Genomic DNA, 22155 nt, shown 5'->3' with positions numbered 1-22155 from the left:
TCGCATCTTATAAGGCATTACTCCCAGTTTCCCGAGGCTATTCCTTTCCAAAGGGTAGGTTACCCACGCGTTACTCACCCGTTCGCCACTCTCTGAAGGTGCAAGCACCTTCGTCGCGTTCGACTTGCATGTGTTAAGCATACCGCCAGCGTTCGTCCTGAGCCAGGATCAAACTCTCAATAAAAGTTTGTATTCGAGCCTTTCGGCTTTCATATCTGTCTCATGAATAACTCAATTTTATCCTCTTGCGAGTTGATGTTTTATAGAGTGCATCTCTCTGTTTCTATTTTAGCCGCTTGCATTCTTGCGAATGTTTTGGCTGTTTTACAGGTTTTATGGTACTATTCTCTTTTCTATGACCGCCGCCCCGTTCTTACGAAGCTTGTATAGTATATCGTCGTTTCCTTAAGTTGTCAAGTTGTTTTGAAATGTTTTTTTTGGAGGCGCCACCCAGAATCGAACTGGGGATGGAGGTGTTGCAGACCTTTGCCTTACCGCTTGGCTATGGCGCCTTATTAAATTAAAAATTGGAGCGGAAGACGAGATTTGAACTCGCGACCCTCGCCTTGGCAAGGCGATGCTCTACCACTGAGCCACTTCCGCTAAAGTGGTGCCCAGAGGCGGAATTGAACCACCGACACGAGGATTTTCAGTCCTCTGCTCTACCGACTGAGCTATCTGGGCAAGTAATAACGTATTTCTGTTTGTCTTCAATCGTTTCGGCAACATATTTGTCTGCCTAACTAAGCGATTCACACCAAATCATAGATTTGGGTTCTCTGCTTATACCGACTGAGCTATCTGGGCAAATAATAACGTATTTCTGTTTGTCTTCAATCGTTTCGGCAACATATTTGTCTGCCTAACTAAGCGATTCACACCAAATCATAGATTTGGGTTCTCTGCTTATACCGACTGAGCTATCTGGGCAAATAATAACGTATTTCTGTTTGTCTTCAATCGTTTCGGCAACATATTTGTCTGCCTAACTAAGCGATTCACACCAAATCATAGATTTGGGTTCTCTGCTTATACCGACTGAGCTATCTGGGCAAATAATAATATGTTAAACGTTTAAAGTTCGTTACATGACTTAACTACTCCATGGTGAATAACCCAAACTCAGGTTTATCCTATCAGCCTCGGGGTAGCGATTTAATTATTATCAAGTTGAATTGTTATCTCTAAAGTGTACTAGTACTAAAAGAAAATGGCGACCTGAAAGGGGTTCGAACCCTTGACCTCCAGCGTGACAGGCTGGCATTCTAACCAACTGAACTACCAGGCCGTCTTGTTAGTTACTTGTAAAATGGTGGTCGCAATAGGGCTCGAACCTATGACCCCCTGCTTGTAAGGCAGGTGCTCTCCCAGCTGAGCTATGCGACCATCAATTGAGATACAAGCAATATTATACGGCAGACAAATCAATTTGTCAATCCTTTTCTCTTAAGTTTATATTACTTTTTTTCTGCAACAACTTGTATCCGGTCTCCTTCGTTACTTCCTGGCAGAAAAGTTCCGAAATCATAGTACTTTATATTTTTAAATCCTACATTGATCAAACAGCGGTGGATATCTTCAATTGTGTAAAAATATTGCACCTGTGTTTCTTCATGTCGATTATATGTACCATCTTGATTCTTTTCAAAAAAGGTAAGGTTAAAATGCATTTCGTTGTTCTTAAAGTCTGGCTCATTTTCCCATACACAAAAGATGTCATCAAGATCATATACAAAAGTATTGTTCGCAATCACTTCTTTATATTTTGAACTGGTATTGACGTCAAACAGTAATAACCCCTCACTTTCCAAACAATCATAACTGCACAGAAAAAAGCTTTGCAGCGCTTCAAGATCGGGTAAATAATTAACACTGTCACAACATGAGATAACCGCATCAAATGTCTGATTGATTTGAAAATTACTCATATCTCCCAAATAAAATCGGATGTTCTTTAACCCCATTCGATCTGCCTTTTCATCGGCAACACTCAACATTCCCTCTGACAAATCAACTGCCGTGATGTCAAATCCTTTTTTAGCTAAATTACAGGTAATATTTCCGGTTCCACACCCAAATTCCAAGATCGATTTAAATTCCCGTTTTCCATTGAAAAATAATCGATGAATATAATCAGACCAATTTGGATAATCTATACCCGTCATCAGTTCATCGTATACCTGTGCAAATTCATCATACATAAATAGAATCCTCCTATTAATATTTATTTGAATATTTTATAAATTTAAGCGATGTTTCAAGGCCTTTCAACAACACTTTTTCATCAAAGTTAAACTCCGCTTTATGCAAATCATGATCAAATCCTTTGCCGGGATTTCCGGTACCCAGGCCAATAAACAATCCCGGTATTTCTTTTTGAAAAAAGGCAAAATCTTCTGAAAGCATGATTTTCTTGATTTTTTCACATTCTGATGGTTCACAAAGCTCTAAAAATATCTTGTATAGCTCGGAATTATTGATAACCGGTGGATACATATCCACAAATTCCAGTTCAATGGTACAGCCATAAGCTAATTCCATGCCTTTTACAATTTCAGCCAATCGTCGGTGAATCATACTGTGATTTTCCTTGCTAAAAGAACGGATTGTCCCGCCAAGTTTAACCTCTTCGGCAATGACATTTACTCGAGTCCCGCCATTTAATAAACCAATCGAAATAACGGCACTTTCCATTGGATCTGAATTTCGGCTGATGATACTTTGTATACATGTGATCAGAGAAGCGCTTGCCACAATGGCATCCAAAGCAATATGGGGTTTCGCAGCGTGTCCGCTAACCCCATGCACAGTAATATAAAATTCACTGTTCTCTGCCATCATCGCTCCAGCCTTAGTGCTGAGGATCCCCTCCTTTACAAAAGGGAATAGATGATACCCAAAAATAGCTTTAACAGCGTATTTTTTCAATATTCCTGCCGCAATCATTGGCTTAGCACCTCCCGGGCCCTCTTCGGCTGGTTGAAAAATCAACAAGACACTTCTTTTTTTCTCATCAGGATGATCTAATAAGTATTTTGCCAGCAGCAGATTCATGGTCATGTGTCCGTCATGGCCACAGGCGTGCATCTTTCCGATATGTTTAGAACTATAATCATATCCTGCTTTTTCCACAATGCACAAGGCATCCATATCAGCTCGAAATGCAATCGTATTATTTTCATCGTCTCCTCTGATATATAAAACAACGCCAGTATCACATACTTTTTCTGGTTCATAGCCCAGGCCCCTTAAATAATTGAGAATATATGCCTGAGTTTTAAATAAATTAAAGCCTTCTTCCGGAATTTGATGAAGTTCTCTTCGCAAGCGTATTGCCTCATTTTCATACATCTCTAACAGTTTCTGATATTGCATTTGCTTCCTTTCTTAATATCCACATCTAATCGTCAAGTGCTCTGTATGATTCAATCCTTTGCTTACCGATTTATTCCAGTAACTTATAAGTATAGGTGCTTCCATAGTTTGCTTCATCAAAAGAAAAGATATCCTTGAGCCCCTTGGTTGCAATGATCTGATTATCTTTCGTCACAAAAACAGCCTCAACGCCGTCCATTTTCTCCACCAAAGCCAAACCCTTGTCTAATCCCAACAAAAATAATGTTGTTGTTAAACCATCCCCATCAATCGATTGGTCTGTAACCACCGTTACCTGTGTCAACCCCGATTCGGATGGATAACCGGTAAAAGGATCAAGAATATGGTGATAGCGTTTCCCTGCCGCATCGGTAAAATAACGCTGATAATCTCCAGATGTCACAACGGAGCCATCTTTTAACGAAACCACCCCGATATATCCATTTCCGGGATTGTTGGGATCTTCTACCCCAACACCAAACGCTTTTCCATCTGCTTTTCCACCCATAACCAGGACATTTCCACCTAAATTAACGATGGCGTGTTTGACACCTTCATCTTTAATAACCGTCATAACGGCATCGGCAATGTATCCTTTTGAAACCGAACCCAGATTGAGTTCCATCCCCGGATCGGTTAAATATACCGTCTGTTCTGATGGGTTCAGCACAATTTTCGTATAATCGATTTTTTTCTGAGCTTCAGCAATCAAGTCTGGGGATGGTGCTTCTTTTATTTCTGGTTCATGAATACCCCATAAATCAATAAGAGGACCTGCCGTCGCATCAAAATAGCCACCCGAAATTGTTGAATAAAAAATACCCTTTTCAATAATCTTATAGGTACCTTCCGAAACTGGAACAGGTTGTATCCCGGCATTTTCATTAATCAAAGTCAAGTCACTTGCTGCATCTGATTGTGCAAGAGTAACATTGAGCTCTTTAATTTTTTCAAAGGGTTTGTCCAATAAAGAGTCATCAGATTCTCCATATAGGGTAATGCTTACAAAAGTATCAAGTAAAAAATCACTTCGAGTCACCGTATCACTTTGGCTGCACCCAGATAGAAGTGTCATCATTAGAAACATCACCATTACTAAACCTGTCAATTTAAAGCTATTCTCTGTTATTTTTATTCTGCTCATACATTCCTCCCATTCATAACAAGTAAATGTATTATATCAAAGTATTAAAAAAAAAACATAAAAAAATGGTAATCCCTTTACCATTTATGTTTTTTCATATAAAATAAACTTTGCGGATAATTTTTATAAAATGCGTTTTCATTTTTATACCATCGTATCTAATATCAGAAGAGGTAACCATGAAAAAAAAGGAATTTATTGTCATAACCATTTTGCTTGTAATCAGCTTAGGGGGGATTGCCCTTTATTATATTATCAATGCAACCAATCAACCGCTTTACGTACGGGTCACCAGTCAGGGAGAAGTCGTCACCGTTCTTCCCCTTTCAGAAGATCATACCGAAACATTCTACACTCCATCCGGCGGATACAACACCCTAACCATTTCTAATGGTAAGGCTAAAATGACCGATGCGGATTGTCCCGATAAAATTTGTGTCAAAACCTACCCAATATCGAGTCCCGGGGAAACCATTGTATGTCTTCCCCACAAACTAGTTGTTGAAGTCGTTACCGGTAATTCCTGATGAATTCGAAAGCTTATCGTCTCGTTATTCTGAGTTTATATGTTTCAATGGCTTTAATCCTAAGCTACGTAGAAAGCCTAATCCCTTTGCCGCTTCCGATTCCCGGTGCTAAGATCGGCTTGCCCAATATCATCACTTTAGTATCGCTGCTCACCCTGGGATGGCCCCTGACCTTACTGGTGGTGGTCGCCCGCGTTCTTTTATCCGGATTTTTGTTTGGCGGTGGTTTTTCAATTGTTTACAGCCTCGGCGGCGGCCTTTTAAGTCTATTCGTGATGGCTCTGATCTTACACTTTACCAAGGATGGCTTTTCACTGATTCTAACCAGTATTTTTGGTGCCATCTCTCATAACCTGGGGCAGGTCATCGTCGCATCGATTGTCGTTCAGACAAGTAGTCTGATGTTATATTTTCTTATTTTAATGTTTCTTGCTATTCCCACCGGGTTATTTATCGGGATCACCGCCCGGGAACTGATGCGACTTCTCGATAAAACGACCATTTTCAAACGCCTCAATTCCTAGTTTTCGGCAAATGGATGATGAATGTCGTTCCTTTACCCAATTCACTGTTGACTTCAATTTTCCCATGATTGTTATAGATGATATGTTTCACAATTGCGAGGCCCAAACCGGTGCCTCCTTTTTCTTTTGAGCGGCTTTTATCAACACGATAAAAGCGTTCAAAAATCCGGTCAATATCTTTCGTCGGAATCCCATAACCTTGGTCGCTAACTTCAATCCTCACTTCTTCATCGTCCTGAGTCAAAATCACTTCAACTGCCTTTTGTGGTTCTGAATATTTTATCGCATTGTCAATCAGATTAATCATCATTTGTCGGAATTCATCCGGCATAAAGCTAAGCATTATTGGTTTCTCACCGGATAACCTCATTGATATTTTTTTTCCTTCGGCACTGAGTTTTAGAATATCAAAAATTTGGGCAATTTGCTGATCCAACTGCAAATACTCGGCCTTCTTTTCAAATCCACTTTTATTTTCAAGTTGAGATAGCACCAGGATATCGCTCACGAGGCGGCTAAGGCGATCACTTTCTTCGGAAATAATTGAATAAAAATGATCCAATGTCTCTGGATCATCTATTTTGTTGACTTGAATCGTTTCGATAAAGCCCTTAATCGTCGTAATTGGTGTTTTCAGTTCGTGAGATACATTTGCGATAAAATCACGTCGCATATTTTCCAAGCTTTTTAACAATGTAATATCTTCTAAAATGATAATATGTCCGTTTGAAAACTTATTGTTTTCGACAATCCGGTTAATATATACTCTGACGATCTGGTCTGGATGAATGCGTGATTCAAAACTCATTCTTTCACATTCTTCATTTTTGAGGTGTTCCATGAGTTCCAGAATAAAAGATTCACGATATACTTCAAGGATATTTTTTTTAACTACCTTTTCTTCTTTAGAAATATTGAGTATTTTTCGGGCTGCATCGTTAAGATGAATAATTTTGTTTTTCTCGTCAATCGCAATAATCCCATGATTCATACTTGACAGAATGGACGTAAGCTCGGCATTTTTTCGATTCATTTCTGAGAATGAATTATTCAGCTGTAAAGACATTTGATTTAAAGATTCTACCAATTCTCCGATTTTATCTTTGCGAAGCATCGTCAGCTGCTGCCCATATTTCCCTGATGCAATTTTTCTAGCAAAAGCTGATGCCTCATCCAAAGGTTTCAATTCCCGATTGATTAAATAGGGGATGACTAAGGTTGTTGCAAAAATCGTCATCATAATAATCAATATTATCTTTTCTATCATCTCAAAAATAGCAGTATTTATGGAACTAACTGGCATTGCAACTCGCAATACGCCTTCAATCGTATTGTTTGCATCATAATAAGGCGTTGCTACATAAATCATTTTAACCTTAAGCGTATTTGAATATCGGATTTCTGTCGTTGTATTGCCTGCCATTGCGCCGACAATTTCCGGACGGCTGATGTGATTGACTTCTTCCTCCAATCCCGGGGTCGATTCATAGGTAACATCGCCCTGAATATTAGTAATTGTGATGCGCATTTTTATACTGCTGGCGTAATGATCTAATGTTTCGGAATTTTCTGTTTCTAAATAAGTCGGCAAGATATAATTGACAATATAATTGTTGCTTTCTTTTATGTTTTTCTCTGTATCTGAATAACAGCTCTGGCTGTAACCGACAATGATGAATATACTGCTAATTATAATACTGGCTACAATAATAAGGATGAGCGAAATGGATAAACGTTTTTTCATTTTTTGCCTCTATTCTTCGACAAATCGGTAACCTACCCCCCGAACCGTTTCGATATATTTTCGACCGTCTTCCGCTGAATCTTCGATTTTCTTTCTTAAATAACGAATGTGCACATCCACTGTTCTTGTTTCGCCGTAATAATCATATCCCCATATTTGATCCAATAATTGATCCCTGGTCAGCACCTGACCACGGTGTTTTGCTAAAAACACCAATAATTCATATTCTTTTAAAGTCAGCGCTAGTTTTTCACCATTTTTATAGACGATAAATGCTTTTGGCTCAATCAGCAGATCTCCGATACGGATTTCTTCCTCTTCTTTTGAAAGTAATATTTCGGTACGTCTTAATACCGCCTTTACTCGTGCACATAATTCCTTGATTCCAAATGGTTTGGTAATGTAATCATCCGCACCAATCTCGAGGCCTAGAACTTTATCAAACTCTTCACTCTTGGCGGTCAGCATAATGACGGGAATATATGAAATTACGGAATTCGCTCGAATTTCACGGCAAATGCTAATCCCATCCTTTCCCGGAAGCATCAGATCTAAAATAATCAGATCCGGCAGATAATCAAGTATTTTTTCTATGGCTATTCCACCATCTTGAACCCCATCCACATCAAATCCATGCGTTTTTAGATTGAATTTAATCAGTTCATATATATTTAACTCGTCTTCGATAATAAGAATTTTTTTCATGACTACTCCTTTATTTTTTATAAAAGAATTATATCACACCCAAATTTTCTCAGATGTAAATTTTGGGTTAAATTGAAACCTTTTCAAAATTTCTGAAAACGTTATATAAAAAATAATGATTGTATTCTTCTTTGTCACTCCATATAATGAAGATATCACAAATAATCCTTTATCTCTAAATGAATTACTCCCCTTTTTCATTTAGAAAAACGAGCTGTTTCTATTGAAGCGGTTCTTTTTTTTTGCTTTTTTACGTAAAAAAGACCGGCGATAAAGCCAGTCTTTTAATTTAATCGGTTCGATTTAAATTCTTCATTGCGGTTCCCATCATCAGCTTAATCCGATTGAGCTGATTAACTTCACTTGCTCCCGGATCATAGTCGATGGGAGCAATATTCGAGCGAGGATATTTTTGGCGAATGGGTTTAATCATGCCCTTTCCCATAACATGATTAGGAAGACAGGCAAATGGTTGAACACAAACGATATTTTCTACCCCATCCTCGATAAGCTCCATCATCTCCGCGGTTAAGAACCAGCCTTCCCCCCCCTGATTTCCAAGGGAGATCAGCTCCTTCGCTTTATTGGCTTTCTTTTCAATCGTTGACGGCGGATGGAAGTGAGTACTCTCTCGCAATGCGTTTTTCATATTCTTTCGGGTCCGTTCCAACAGTTTTATTGCCAACTTGGCAACCAACATCGATTTTTTCTTCCCCGAAAGTTCTTCATATTTATAAACCTGGTTATAACAACAGTACAGGAAGAAATCCATCATATCCGGCATAATTACTTCTGCGCCCTCATCTTCGAGTACTTTCTGAAGATTATTGTTCGCTGTCGGGTGGTATTTAACCAGAATTTCTCCAACAATCGCGACCTTTGGAATTTTCTTATCAATTCGGGGCAAGGCATCAAATTCTTTGACAATCTGCTGAACGTTTCCCTTGAATTCGCGAAGGCTTGCGTTTCTTACGTTTGCTTTGATTTTTTTCCGCCAGGATTGATACAATTCTTCAGTCGAACCCGGATGCCGTTCATAAGGTCTTGTTGCACTGGTCACTCTCTGCATCAAATCCCCATAGACAATCCCAATCAGCATTCGCGAAAGCAGCGGCAAGGTCAGTTTGAAACCCGGATTACTTTCAAGTCCAATAGCGCTGATAGAAATAACCGGTATTTGAGACATTCCCGCCGATTCCAGTGCTTTCCTGATAAAAGCAACATAATTGGAGGCCCGGCACGGTCCGCCCGTTTGAGACATCAATACGGATACATTGTTCAGATCATATTTGCCCGATTTTAAGGCCGCCATAATCTGGCCTGTGGTAATGATGGTCGGGTAGCAGGCATCGTTATTGACATAAGTCAGGCCTTCGTCAATCGCGGCATTGTCGACGCTGGGCATCACCTCAACGTTATACCCCTGACTTCTCATCGCATCTTCCATAAAATCAAAGTGAATCGGCGACATCTGGGGGACCAGCAAAGTGTGCTTTTTTTTCATCGCTTTGGTAAAAACGGCGCGCTTTTTTAACGGTTTGTTGGGCACCGTAATATTGCTTTTATCCCGTTCAATCATGGCGGCCTTTAAAGACCGCATACGAATTCGAATCGCGCCAAGATTATTAACCTCATCAATTTTAAGCAGCGTATAGATATTTCCATGACTTTCAAGAATTTCCTGTGTTTGCTCTGATGTCACTGCATCCAGTCCACACCCAAAGGATGTCAATTGAACCAACTCTAAAAAATCATATTGATTGACCACCTCGGCCGCTTTATAAAGTCGACTATGATATTTCCACTGATCCAGAACCCTAAACGATTCTTCCTCATTTTTATTATAAAGATGCGCAATTGAATCTTCTGTCAGCACTGCCATATCCAGACCGGTAATAATATTGTCAAGTCCATGATTCACTTCCGGATCAACATGATAAGGTCTCCCCGCCAAAACAATTCCTTTTTGGCCGGTTTCTTTAAGATACGCAACGGTTTCTTCGCCCTTTTTCTCAACATCCCTGCGGCAAGCCTCTTTTTCTTTCGTCGCGGCAACCATCGCCGCAGTAATTTCTGCCGGACTAACACCGTATTCTTTAAAAATCTCTGCCAGACGTTCTTCTAAACGCTGATCATTGTCAAACGGAAGAAAGGGATTTAAGAACGTCATGCCCTCTTTGCGAATGTCGTCCTGATTGTGCTTAATGGTTTCAGGATAAGACATGACAATGGGACAATTATACCAGTTGTCAACATCCTTAAATTCTTTTTCTTCATAAGGAATACAGGGATAGAAGATCAGTTTAATACCCTGATCCATTAAGCTCTGAATGTGTCCGTGAACCAGCTTTGCCGGATAACAAACAGATTCTGATGGAATACTCTCCATTCCTTTTTCATATATTTTTCGATTAGATTCTGGCGACAGCACCACTCGATACCCCAAGCTTGTAAAAAACGTATGCCAAAATGGATAATTTTCATAGAGATTCAATGCTCTGGGAATGCCGATAACGCCCCGGGATGCTTTCTCAACAGGCAGGGACTCATAATTAAAAATACGTTTATATTTATACTGATAAAGATTTGGCAGATCTTTGTTCTTTTTAACGCCACCTTCTCCGATTTCACAACGGTTCCCGGTTATATGACGACTTCTGTCATTAAACTTGTTGATGGTTAAAAGACAATTATTGCTGCATCCGCCGCATCGTCGGTGACTGACTTCAACCTCAAAATCATCCAAAGCCTCAATGCTTAGGATTCCGCTTCGATCTCCGGTTGTGTAGTTTTCTCTGGCGATAAGAGCGCACCCGAAAGCGCCCATCAACCCGGCAATATCAGGACGTGTTACTTCTTTTTCGGTGATCTTTTCGAAGGTACGAAGTACTGCCTGGTTGTTAAACGTTCCCCCCTGTACGATGATGTGTTCTCCCAGCTCTTTGGGATTGTGAATTTTTATGACTTTCTGCAGAGCATTTCTGATCACCGAATAGGATAGGCCAGCTGATATATCACCCACTTCCGCCCCTTCTTTTTGGGCCTGTTTAACTTTGGAGTTCATGAAAACAGTGCAACGCGTTCCCAGATCAACCGGGTTCTTTGCCTTCAATGCCGCTTCAACAAAAGCATCCATCTCCAGTCCCAAAGATTTTGCGAAGGTTTCCAAAAAAGACCCACAGCCTGATGAACAAGCTTCATTAAGAATAATGCTGTCGATGGTTCCATTCTTTATCCGCATACACTTCATGTCCTGACCGCCGATATCCAGGATAAAGTCAACTTTAGGTCTAAAATAGCGGGCTCCTTTATAATGAGCAATGGTTTCAATTTCACCAATATCTACCTTAAGAGCCTGCTTAATCAAGCTTTCCCCATAACCCGTTACTGTGGACTTGCCAATGTAAACATCCGCGGGAAGGACTTTGTAGATTTCTTTTAAAATCTTGATGGATTGCGCCAGGGGACTGCCTTCATTCCCGCCATAGTAGCTATACAACAGCTCTCCATCGATATTAATCAGGACCGCCTTGGTGGTGGTTGATCCCACATCGATACCTAAAAAGCAGCATCCGGTATGGCTTTTTAAATCGTTTCTTTTTACTTTATTTTTATTATGCCGATCCCTGAATTTATCCAGTTCCTGCTGATTTTTAAACAGCGGATCCAACCGACCTACTTCATTTTCCGAAACCGAGTCCAAACTTCCCACTGCGGTAACCAGATCCTTAAAATCAACTGTTTTTTCTTTTTCAGCCGAATAGGCAGCTCCGATCGCCACAAATAAATTTGATTTATCCGGGAAAATAATTTGATCTTCGGTCAGCTTTAACGTTTCAATAAAGCGCTGTCGCAGTTCCGACATGAAATACAACGGTCCGCCTAAAAAAGCTACATTTCCTTTGATGGGATGGCCGCATGCCAAACCGCTGATCGTCTGATTGACAACCGACTGTAAAATCGATGCTGCGATATCCGCTTTTGCCGCCCCTTCATTAATAAGGGGTTGCACATCTGTTTTTGCAAAAACACCGCATCGTGAGGCAATCGGATAAATCATTGCGTGCTTTTTGGCTAATTCATTAAGCCCTTCGGCATCTGTTTTAAGCAAAGTCGCCATTTGATCAATAAATGCCCCGGTCCCTCCGGCACAAGTGCCATTCATTCGCTGTTCAACGGTCCCTTTAAAAAAGGTTATCTTTGCATCTTCTCCACCTAGTTCGATGGCAACCTCAGTCCGTGGAATACAGCGTTCAACGGCTAGTGTACTAGCCACAACCTCTTGTACAAAAGGTATTCCCAACCACTGCGAAATCATTAATCCGCCAGACCCTGTTACCGATACTTTTGTCTGTAAATCGCCAACTTTTTCATAGGTTTCTTTTAATAAATCAACGATTGTTATTTTAATATTCGATAGATGTCGACGGTATACCTCGTAGATGATTTCATTTTTTTCATTGATTATCACCACTTTAATCGTGGTTGAACCAATATCAATTCCCATTTTATAATTGTTTTTCATTAAATTTTGTGACCTCTTCTTCCAATATGTCAGTAACCTTGTTCATTTTATTATATGCTTGATACAATGGTTTTATACGACCATATAGTTTCTTATATATTTTATTATAAATTCCTGAATATATCATTACATTTGTTGGCTCCGGCAAAAACACCTTTGACCGATGAATCATCTGGTCGCTGGCTTCAGAAATGGTTTGATATCGTCCTAAACCCACAAACGTTGCCATTGCTGCACCTAATCCCGTTGTTTCAAAGGTTTGTACCCGATACACCGGGCGATTAAAGATATCAGCCATAATTTGGGTGACCCCATCACTTCGGGATCCGCCGCCGGAAAGACCGATAGCCTGTACCGGAATTTTTGTTTTTGATTCGATTAATTCAAGACCTTCCAACAAACCATATCCCAAGCCCTCAACGATTGCCCTGTAAATATGCTTCTTAGTGTGACCTTCAGTAAATCCGATGAAGGAACCTTTTGCTTCCGGACGGAAAGCTTCCATCCCCCAATAGGGCTGGTGAACGAGTCCATTTGCACCCACCGGTGTCTCTTTTAGATATTCTTCAAGAAGAGGATGGAGTTCTTCGGGATCTACCTGATCGAAAAATTCTTTAACATACCAATTTACCATCCAAAACCCATGATAAATTGTCACCTCGGGATTATATGAATCTTGATCAACCGCTGTAAAAGACGGATAGAACGGATACAATTCAACATACTTTGTTGTCGATATCTCTACTGTTGATTGGGTGCCCAAGGAAACACTGGCGATTTCCGGCGTTAATGCCCCTACCCCCACTGTTTCACAACCTTTATCCGTTCCCGATGCCACAATAGCCAGTCCCGCGGGCAGCCCGGTCATTTGCGCAGCCGCTGCTGTCAGTTGACCAATAATTTCACAGGAATTCACCAAATCGAAGCATTTTTCCGGTTCAATTTTTATGATTTGATATTTGACATCATTTTTTTTGCACCATTCCTTCCGCTTTGTATCAAAAGGAACATGTCCGGCGATCGATGATCGACTATCCATCACCTTCCCGGTTAATTTTGTTAAAAGATAGGTGGATAGAAAAACAACTTTGCTGGTTTTTTCCCAAATTTTCGGTTCATTAACTTTTATCCAATTGGCATGGGTGATCCTACTGAACGATTTTGCCGAATCATTAAAACCGATCATTTTAAACAGTAGCGTATAAGAACGTGCAAAAGGCAGCGACTCATCCAACTCTCGCCGATCCAGCCAACTGATAAAATCACGCAGGGGTTCGCCATTTTCATCCACAACGGTAATAATATCGCGCTGGCATGACACGGTCATCCCCTGAATGGCATTAAAAAGAATCGGATCTTTCTGGTTGAGATTCTTGACAACTTCAACCAAACCATCCCAGAACATTTCTGGTGGTGCTTCCTTCCATTGAAAACATTTTGAATAGTAGCCATCAAAAATCTTCTCGCTTTTTCCCCGTTCATTTCCGCAGTCATCAAAAAGGATCCCTCTAATCCCTCTGGTTCCGCAGTCAATTGCTAATACTATATTTTTATTTTCACTTTTATTCAAAATCTATTCTCCAAACGTTGCAATAATTCACTTCATTATATCAAATATTTCCTAATATTCCAAAGAAAAGTGTTATTAAAAAGATTTATCTCTTTAAACAGCACTTTTCCCTTTAATAAATAAAAAAGCTATCGCAAATTTTTACGATAGCCCTTAATTGACAATTGTGATTTACTAAGTCTATAAGCCGAGTTCTGTTTAAATAGTCATCTATCTCGATTTATTGTTGCCAATAAATTCTAGCGACCTACCATAGGACAACGACGAGCAGCCATCTTTTAAAGTCCGTTCTTGGTCTTGCTCCAGGTGGGGTTTACATAGCCGATGTGTCACCACATCGCTGGTGAGCTCTTACCTCACCCTTTCATCCTTACCATTACTGGCGGTATACTTTCTGTTGCACTGGCCTTAGAGTTGCCTCCACCGGGCGTTACCCGGCACCATGCTCTGTGGAGCTCGGACTTTCCTCAACCGGAGTTACCCGGGTGCGACTATCTGACTTACTAAATCACTATAGTATACCTTTTTTGTCACTAAATTTCAATATAAAGTTCTAATAATTTATAATAAAGTCTTTTGAAGCCTCTGCTATGATCATTTCAGGGCAATTTTCCTTTAAACCAGCTTTAATGATCGCTTTAAAACATTCAGCAACACACTTTTCCGTTCCATAATGTCCGGCATCCAACACCCAGAAATTATTTTCCAATGCACGCTGTCCGTCATGATGCTTTAAATCCCCGGTGATCAGAACATCGGCTTTTTTCGCTTTTGCCAGGCCAATCATATCCGCACCGGCTCCTGAGCAAAGAGCAACCCGTCGAATCGTTTCCGGTATGACACCCGCCCCTCTGAGACTCGGAAGATTCAATATTTTTTTGACATGATCGATAAAGTCTTGCGATTTCAGCGGATTTTCTAATCTGCCGATTTTGCCTAATCCGTTTTGATTGATAAATTTGCCGTTTTCAAGGGGAATGATATCATATGCCATTTCTTCATAGGGATGATTCTTTTTCAATTGTAGTATGAGCTGTTTTAATAACTCTTCCGGCACAATGGCCTCAATGCGATCTTCATCAACACTTGTAATCGCATCAACTTCGCCGATAAAAGGATTTGCTCCTTGAAGAGGCCGAAACGTTCCAATGCCGGATGAACGATAGGTACAATAATCATAAACACCAATGGATCCTGCGCCATTCTTTCCAAAAACATCGATTATTTTATCGGTTGCCTCTGCCGGCGCATAGACGACAAGTTTAAAATAGCTTTTTGGGTCTGATGGATCCAAGGTTTGAATACTTTTCAAGCCCAGGAGATGTGCCAAATAATCATTCAGGCCATTTTCTGCTTTATCCAGATTGGTATGGGCAACATAAAGGGCAATGTCATTTTTAATCAGCTGAGTGATTATTTGTCCTTTTTGATAGTCTGCTGATAATGTTTTTAACCCATTAAATATAAAAGGATGATGAGCAATAATTAAATCAGCTTTCTTATCCACAGCTTCTGCAACCACATCAACGGTTACATCCAATGTTATTAAAATACGTTCAATGACTTGTTTACTTGCCCCCACCTGAAGACCAACATTATCCCAATCTTCGGCCAGATTTTTGGGTGCGACCGTTTCGATTGATCTGATCACATCACTTAGCTTTACAGACATTTTTTCACCTCATTTAATTTCTGAATATATCGACTACTGTCTCCGAATTGTTTTTTTGCAAAAGGAGTCTCTTTTCCACGGGTATTTTTCACAATATTTTCTTCCAGACTAATCTTGCGATTGATGAGATCCTTCAATAATGGATGTTTGTTTTGCATAAAATGATAGCCTAAATCGTATTCCAATAGATTGTTAAAAACCATTATTCCGTGCTCAACGACCATCACTTCATAAATTCGTTCATCTTCCCGGGCTAATTCTTCGCTAATGATTTTGTAATGATTTCCCTCTAAATAACGTCGCAGTGCGGCCTGATTATTCATGGGCTGAAGGATCATTCTGGGAGTTTTTTTTGCAACGTCTCGCTCGGCTTCCAGCAAATCGCAAATGAGCAGCCCCCCCATTCCCGCCATAACAAAGACCTCAACCTCTCCCGGTTGAAGCACAGAAAGACCCGAACCAAGTCGGGTCTCAATGCGTTTTTCAAATCCATGCTCTTTGATGATTTTCTTTGCTTTTTCTAACGGCTTTTCATTTGTATCGCTGGCTATCGCCGTCAATACTAAATTCTTTTCGACCAGTGAAACTGGCAAATAACCGTGATCGGTACCGATATCGGCCATGGTTTTTACCCCAGCAACACAATCCGCAATCACTTTCAAACGTGGACTTAATTTATTGTTCATTTTACGTTAAATAATCCTTTAATTTCTTACTTCGACTGGGATGCCTTAATTTTCTTAAAGCTTTAGCTTCAATTTGGCGAATCCGCTCTCTGGTTACATTAAATTCTTTGCCAACTTCTTCTAATGTCCGAGCTCGCCCGTCATCTAAACCGAATCGCAAACGCAGTACTTTTTCTTCGCGCTCCGTCAAGGTGTTCAGCACTTCAATGAGTTGTTCTTTCAACAAGGCGTAAGATGCTGCTTCTGCTGGAGCCGGGGCATCTTCATCCGGAATAAAATCGCCAAGATGACTGTCCTCTTCCTCCCCAATTGGTGTTTCCAATGAAACCGGATCTTGAGCAATCTTTTGGATTTCTCGGACTTTCTCTTCAGTGAAGCCCATCTCTTTTCCAATTTCAGCAGGGGTTGGTTCTCTTCCATACTCCTGAAGCAGCTGTCGTGAAACACGAATCAGTTTATTAATGGTTTCGACCATATGAACCGGAATCCGAATGGTTCTCGCTTGATCGGCGATAGCTCGGGTGATTGCCTGACGTATCCACCAGGTTGCGTAGGTACTAAATTTAAAACCTTTAGTATAGTCAAATTTTTCGACCGCTTTAATCAGTCCCAGATTTCCTTCTTGAATTAAATCCAAAAAGGACATACCACGACCGACATAACGTTTTGCAATACTGACAACTAAACGAAGATTTGCCTCCGCCAGTTCTTTTTTTGCACTATCATCCCCGGCTTCCATACGTTTTGCCAAAGCCATTTCTTCGTCACCAGTTAATAATGCCACCTTACCAATTTCTTTCAGGTACAGACGTACCGGATCATTCACACTGACTGAATCGGCTAATTCAATTTCTTTTTGATTTTCTTCTTCAAGCTCAGCCGCTTCCAGAGCCTCGAGTTCAAGATCAGAAAAAGCAATTTCAATTCCTTCTCTCTGAAGAAACAGATATATTGAATCAATTTCTTCTGGATCCAACTCTACTTTTTCTAGAATTTCTTCGAAATCGTGGTTATTTAAATTTCCCTTTGTCTTGCCACGCTTTAAAAGCTGTTGAACCTCAGGCATTTTTTCGATAGCGATTTTTTCGATTTCATTGCCATCATCATCGACATCTATGCTTTCTTTTAATTCTTCTTTCATCTTAGTGCCTCCCGTTATCCTTCATCATTTTCTTTATTTCAATTAATTGATTGGTAAGCTTTGCCACCTCATCATCGTTGCCATCAGTCGTTGCTCTTTTTATTTGTTCGGAAAGCTTACTGAGTTGCGCTTTATTATAAAAACGCTTCATTATTTCCCGGGCATCCTGGTAATCAATCTGGGAAACTTCCTTCTCATTCATCATTAACTCGACAATTTTTTGAATTTCTTCAGAGTCATCAAAATGAGCCATTAATTGATTTATTTCAATTTCGCCATTTGCTTTTTTTCTTTCCGAAGCACTTGCCAGCAACCTTTGATAAAAGTCATCTGTTAAATATTCCAAGGGAAGCTCCGCAATGGATTCTGGTGATTTCAAACAATATTGAATGACTAATTCTTGCGCTTTTTTATATGCTTTTGGAATCTTTTGATCGGCCGACTCTTTTTTGTTGACATTTATCTCCAATGATTGATTGTTGTTGGTATTTGTTTTTGACCGAATAACCTCCCGACGAATCACTTCTTGATTGATACCGGTTTTTTTTGCAACCATTTTACTATAATAATCAAGCTCTACTGAAGTAGCAAGATTTCTTAATATTTTTATGGCTTCATTTCCATAATTCAATCGTCCATCGGTTTGTGAAAGATCGTTCATTTTTTTTAGTAATTCCAGCTGATATTCAACAATCGTCAAAGCTTTTGAGATAAAATCATTAAAACCGTCAAAGCCATATTTTTGAACATAAGAGTCCGGATCTTCATTTTCCGGTAAGATTACTATTTTAACATTTAAATTGGTATTTTTCAAGATATTCATTGCCTTTTCAGTCGCTTTAGCTCCAGCGCTGTCACCATCAAAAGTAATAATGACTTCATTGGCATAACGCTCAAGAATTTTCCCGTGAAAGGCTGTAAACGCCGTACCTAATGCGGCAACGGTATTTTTTATTCCTTTTTCATACAGCGAAATAACATCCATGTACCCTTCAACAATCAATATTTGTCCATTGTCTAAATGATTTTTGCAATGATTTAAATTATACAATTCATAACTTTTAGAAAAAATCATTGTTTCTGGGGAATTTAAGTATTTGGGACCCTTGTCCTCACCTGACATCAACCGGCCTCCAAAACCAACAATCTGCCCTCTTGGATTAATGATTGGAAACATAATCCGATTTCGAAAGCGGTCATAATAATGCTTATTCTCAGAGGCTAACACCAATCCTGATCCCATCATTTCTTCAATACTATAACCTTTTGTTTTTAGATAACCCAATAAATGATCCCAATCTGCGGTTGCGTAACCCAAGCCAAAATTCTTAATGGTTTCCCGACTAATGCCACGCTTGGATAGGTATGCCAGTCCCTGTTGGTTGGTTTTCAAACATTTATAATAGTAGTTTGCCGCATCTCTATGTAAATCATAAAGCCGTTTCTTTTTCTCATATGCCTGCTGATCTTCTAATGCGTTTTGTTTTTCAGGCAGAATCAAATTTACTCTTGCCGCTAAAAATTTAATTGCATCCACAAAAGGAAGTTTTTCCATTTCCATAATAAAAGTAATCACGTTTCCACCCACACCACATCCAAAGCAATGATATAATTGTTTTTCGATGGACACCGTAAATGATGCCGTTTTTTCATTATGAAACGGACATTTTCCCTTATATGAATTACCAACACGTTTTAAGGTCATATAACCTGAAACAACCTCAACAATGTCATTTGCTTCTACAACCGCTTGGATTGCTTCGTCTGAATAATATGTTGTCATTAATATTTTCCTTATTTTTTACTAATGAAGTTATCCCCTTGATAACTCCTCTATAATTCTTATTCTCAATAAAATCATATTATCCTTTTTTAAATAGCCTTTATTTTATAATTTAAACAAAAATAAAGTTTCATTAAGATTGGCCGCATCACCTCTGAAAGGTAAAATATTTTACACAAATGATTAGGCATTCAAGAAAATCAGATGGGAAATAGAAAAAATCATTCGCAAGGAAGAGTCTATTTTACTATGGGACGAAACCAGAAAGTATCAGAGATGAAAAAAAAGCCCATGGAAAATTTCTCTCCATTGGACTTAGTATTGAAGACCTCTCCTATCTTTAGCACTGAAAGATGAGTTCGAAAGCAGTCTTTTTAATGCGTTTTACTTATCGGTTTCTTTCCGCAATCGGAATAATCGGTCTGACTTGACTTGTCAATAAAATAATTGCTCCAAGTATCGAGATGCCTGCTCCTAAATATAGTGCATAATTATAGCCATAGTTATCAACGACAATACCTGTCAATAAGGGCGCAACAATTCCCCCAATGGTTGCACATGTTGCATAAAGGCCGGTGATTTTTCCGGCATTCTTTGGTGAAAAAACGATTGGCATGGAATAATATCCACCCATTGTCAAACACAGTAATCCATTTGATGCCGAGATAAAGGCTACTGCAGCGATAGATGTTGGAGCCTGAGATCCTAATACTAATAAAACACCAGCTCCGATCATTCCCAATAATGGAAATAGTTTTCTTCCCATATTATGCCCGAATTTTTTTGCTGCTTTATCAGCCAACCAACCACCCAATGGATATGTAAATGTTGCAACAATGTAGGGCATCATGGTATAGATTGCACTCGTACTCATTTCAAACCCGCGACCCTTGACAAAATATGTTGGCAACCAGGTCATAAACAAATAAAACAAATAATTGGTGCAGAAAAATGAAATGGCACCTGTCCATACCGACGGTGTGGAAAATATATCCTTTGATGTTAAATTGACAACTTGGCCACATTTGTCTAACTGAACCCCTTGGTCTGATCTAATATATTTAATTTCTTCTTTACTAATTGTGGGATGATCTTCCGGTTTGTTTTTTCCGAATTTCCACCAGATTATTACCCAAATTGGAGCAAGAAAAGCAAAGGAATGAAATACCATTTCCCAGCCCCAGACATTGATAATCCAAGCTGAAATTGGCATGGCCAAAGCAATCCCAATGGAAACTCCCATAATACTTAATCCCCAAGCTAATCCCGACTCTTTTTTAGGAATCCATTGTGCAATAATCGTGGACATTGCGGGTAAGGAAACGCCTTCTCCCATTCCCATGAAAATGCGTATTGCAATCATAAGACCAAGTGTTGCACCAAACGGCGTGATAAAAACAAATATGGACCACCATATTGCTCCAAACATAACAATTTTACCGCCACCAAAATGATCCGCCAACCATCCCCCCAGTATTTGAGTACAGGCATAACCGATGAAAAAAGCAGTGGAAACTAAACCAAATTGAGTTGCCGTCCAATTGAAATATTTCATCATAGAGGGACCAGCCATTGACATACATGAGCGGTCCATATACAAAACCATATAACACACAGTCAGTAGAAACACTATCTTCCATCTTTTATTTCCGATATTCGGACTCATCATAATTCTCCTTAATATTTTTTATTTATATTTAATTAAACGTTTAAATTACTTGTCATTTTATCTGGATTACTTTATATATTTATGATATTATATTGTTAAATATTATATTTTTTTTTATATATATAATCTTTTTTATCATCTGATTCTTCCCACTTTAACACATGCTTTTTATGATTAAACTTCTATCTATTGGAGAACCCTTATGAATCTTAACCAACTATATTATTTTAAAAAATTAGCTGAATTAGAACATTACACCCAAGCATCAAAAGAATTATTTATAACCCAACCTAGTTTGAGCGGTTCTATTTCTTCCCTTGAAGAAGAGCTCGGCATTGCACTGTTTCAACATCATGGGCGAAATATTAAGCTAACCAAATATGGCAAAGGATTTTATCAATATGTTTGTTCCGCTCTAACGGAACTGGAGAAGGGTATTGAAAAAGCAAGAGAAAAATCCGGTTCATATGGCGGGGTTATTGATTTAGGATGTATTCCAACGCTCATCGGCGATTTTCTCCCAGTGGCTATTAATGATTACCTGAAAAATGTTGATTCGAAAACAAAATTCAATATCTTTCAGGGTATGACTCTGGATGTGATTGAAGGTATCGAATCCGAAAAATATGATGTTGGTTTTTGCTCCTATATTGAAAATAAACAAAATCTGGAATTTCACCCTATTATGGCTCAGGAACTCATTTTACTGGTGAATAACAATCACCCCCTGGCAGAAAAAGATTCAATCTGCCTAAAAGAGCTTTCCGGTTATCCCTTGATTACTTACCGTCACTCTTTGCCCATTGGAAAGACAATCAGTAAGTACCTCAAAACAAACCATCTTAAAGCACTCTATGCTTATGATGATGAGATCTCCATTGGCGGTGTAATATCTAATACCGATAGTGCTGCAATTACTGCCAAAACTCCATTCTTATACCAATTTAGCCACTTAAAAATGATCAAACTGGATATTCCCATTGATGCTCGACTTATTTATATGGTCTATAATAAAGATAGTTACCACACCTTGCATGTAAATTCCTTTGTTTCTTATGTACTTGAAAACGAGTGCAATTTACCCTTGTAA

Annotated in this window: 15 protein-coding genes, 5 tRNA genes, 1 rRNA gene and 1 other RNA gene; 3 read left to right on the top strand and 19 right to left on the bottom strand. The window is 39.3% G+C overall.

The features are described from left to right. The 9 genes from FZC40_RS09270 to FZC40_RS09230 all read right to left on the bottom strand — a co-directional run. Positions 1 to 184 (bottom strand): 16S ribosomal RNA (locus FZC40_RS09270); the annotation flags it as partial. 254 nt (positions 185 to 438) lie between these two features. After that, positions 439 to 512, bottom strand: a tRNA-Cys gene (locus tag FZC40_RS09265). Positions 513 to 528: 16 nt separating this feature from the next. Beyond that, positions 529 to 603 (bottom strand) — tRNA-Gly (locus FZC40_RS09260). A 5-nt stretch (positions 604 to 608) separates the two neighbouring features. Then, positions 609 to 684 (bottom strand) — tRNA-Phe (locus FZC40_RS09255). Positions 685 to 1211: 527 nt separating this feature from the next. After that, a tRNA-Asp gene (locus FZC40_RS09250) sits at positions 1212 to 1288 on the bottom strand. Between the two features lie 22 nt (positions 1289 to 1310). Further along, positions 1311 to 1386 (bottom strand) — tRNA-Val (locus FZC40_RS09245). A gap of 71 nt (positions 1387 to 1457) precedes the next feature. Next, entirely contained in the window at positions 1458 to 2201 is a 744-nt protein-coding gene (locus tag FZC40_RS09240) for a class I SAM-dependent DNA methyltransferase (RefSeq protein WP_148567689.1), read from the bottom strand. A 16-nt stretch (positions 2202 to 2217) separates the two neighbouring features. Then, entirely contained in the window at positions 2218 to 3375 is a 1158-nt protein-coding gene (locus FZC40_RS09235) for a M20 metallopeptidase family protein (protein ID WP_148603596.1), read from the bottom strand. A 70-nt stretch (positions 3376 to 3445) separates the two neighbouring features. Then, positions 3446 to 4519 carry an FAD:protein FMN transferase gene (locus tag FZC40_RS09230; RefSeq protein WP_148603595.1) on the bottom strand — a complete coding sequence of 358 codons (1074 nt, stop codon included), beginning with the start codon at positions 4517 to 4519 and terminating at the stop codon, positions 3446 to 3448. 179 nt (positions 4520 to 4698) lie between these two features. Between FZC40_RS09230 and FZC40_RS09225 the strand changes: the two genes are divergently transcribed. Together FZC40_RS09225 and FZC40_RS09220 are read left to right on the top strand one after the other, a co-directional pair. After that, positions 4699 to 5046, top strand: coding sequence for a NusG domain II-containing protein (locus FZC40_RS09225; RefSeq protein WP_148603594.1), 348 nt, complete (start codon positions 4699 to 4701; stop codon positions 5044 to 5046). Next, positions 5046 to 5570, top strand: a complete 525-nt coding sequence (locus FZC40_RS09220; RefSeq protein WP_148567685.1) for a Gx transporter family protein — start codon at positions 5046 to 5048, stop codon at positions 5568 to 5570. The genes FZC40_RS09225 and FZC40_RS09220 overlap by 1 nt, the downstream gene beginning before the upstream one ends. On the opposite strand, the gene FZC40_RS09215 is transcribed toward FZC40_RS09220, so the two are convergent. The 10 genes from FZC40_RS09215 to FZC40_RS09170 all read right to left on the bottom strand — a co-directional run bounded on the left by FZC40_RS09215 (position 5560) and on the right by FZC40_RS09170 (position 21062). Beyond that, positions 5560 to 7314, bottom strand: a complete 1755-nt coding sequence (locus FZC40_RS09215) for a HAMP domain-containing sensor histidine kinase (RefSeq protein ID WP_148603593.1) — start codon at positions 7312 to 7314, stop codon at positions 5560 to 5562. The two genes, FZC40_RS09220 and FZC40_RS09215, sit on opposite strands and share 11 nt — an antisense overlap. 9 nt (positions 7315 to 7323) lie before the next feature. After that, entirely contained in the window at positions 7324 to 8019 is a 696-nt protein-coding gene (locus tag FZC40_RS09210) for a response regulator transcription factor (protein ID WP_148603592.1), read from the bottom strand. Positions 8020 to 8308: 289 nt separating this feature from the next. Further along, on the bottom strand, positions 8309 to 12544 hold the full coding sequence (locus FZC40_RS09205; protein ID WP_148603591.1) for a 2-hydroxyacyl-CoA dehydratase: 4236 nt from the start codon (positions 12542 to 12544) through the stop codon (positions 8309 to 8311). Beyond that, entirely contained in the window at positions 12528 to 14114 is a 1587-nt protein-coding gene (locus FZC40_RS09200) for an FGGY-family carbohydrate kinase (RefSeq protein WP_148603590.1), read from the bottom strand. Before FZC40_RS09200 ends, FZC40_RS09205 begins: the two co-directional genes overlap by 17 nt. A 167-nt stretch (positions 14115 to 14281) precedes the next feature. After that, an RNA gene (gene rnpB, locus FZC40_RS09195) (RNase P RNA component class A) lies at positions 14282 to 14621 on the bottom strand. A gap of 46 nt (positions 14622 to 14667) precedes the next feature. Further along, on the bottom strand, positions 14668 to 15786 hold the full coding sequence (locus FZC40_RS09190; RefSeq protein WP_148603589.1) for a Nif3-like dinuclear metal center hexameric protein: 1119 nt from the start codon (positions 15784 to 15786) through the stop codon (positions 14668 to 14670). Continuing rightward, the gene (locus FZC40_RS09185; RefSeq protein ID WP_148603588.1) at positions 15777 to 16472 is read right to left on the bottom strand and encodes a tRNA (adenine(22)-N(1))-methyltransferase; all 696 of its coding nucleotides are present in this window, start codon (positions 16470 to 16472) and stop codon (positions 15777 to 15779) included. The genes FZC40_RS09190 and FZC40_RS09185 overlap by 10 nt, the downstream gene beginning before the upstream one ends. A gap of 1 nt (position 16473) precedes the next feature. Further along, complete coding sequence (gene rpoD / locus FZC40_RS09180) at positions 16474 to 17613, bottom strand: RNA polymerase sigma factor RpoD (protein WP_420534736.1); 1140 nt, start codon at positions 17611 to 17613, stop codon at positions 16474 to 16476. 1 nt (position 17614) lies between these two features. After that, positions 17615 to 19396 (bottom strand): DNA primase, encoded by a 1782-nt coding sequence (dnaG, locus tag FZC40_RS09175; RefSeq protein ID WP_148603587.1) that lies wholly within the window; start codon positions 19394 to 19396, stop codon positions 17615 to 17617. A 388-nt stretch (positions 19397 to 19784) separates the two neighbouring features. Beyond that, entirely contained in the window at positions 19785 to 21062 is a 1278-nt protein-coding gene (locus FZC40_RS09170) for an MFS transporter (protein ID WP_148603586.1), read from the bottom strand. Between the two features lie 205 nt (positions 21063 to 21267). On the opposite strand from FZC40_RS09170, the gene FZC40_RS09165 reads away from it, so the two are divergent. Beyond that, entirely contained in the window at positions 21268 to 22155 is an 888-nt protein-coding gene (locus FZC40_RS09165; protein ID WP_148603585.1) for a LysR family transcriptional regulator, read from the top strand.

This window comes from Acetobacterium tundrae (genome assembly GCF_008086615.1).
Taxonomy (GTDB): Bacteria; Bacillota; Clostridia; order Eubacteriales; family Eubacteriaceae; genus Acetobacterium; species Acetobacterium tundrae.
This window is presented reverse-complemented; position numbering and strand designations above follow the sequence as displayed.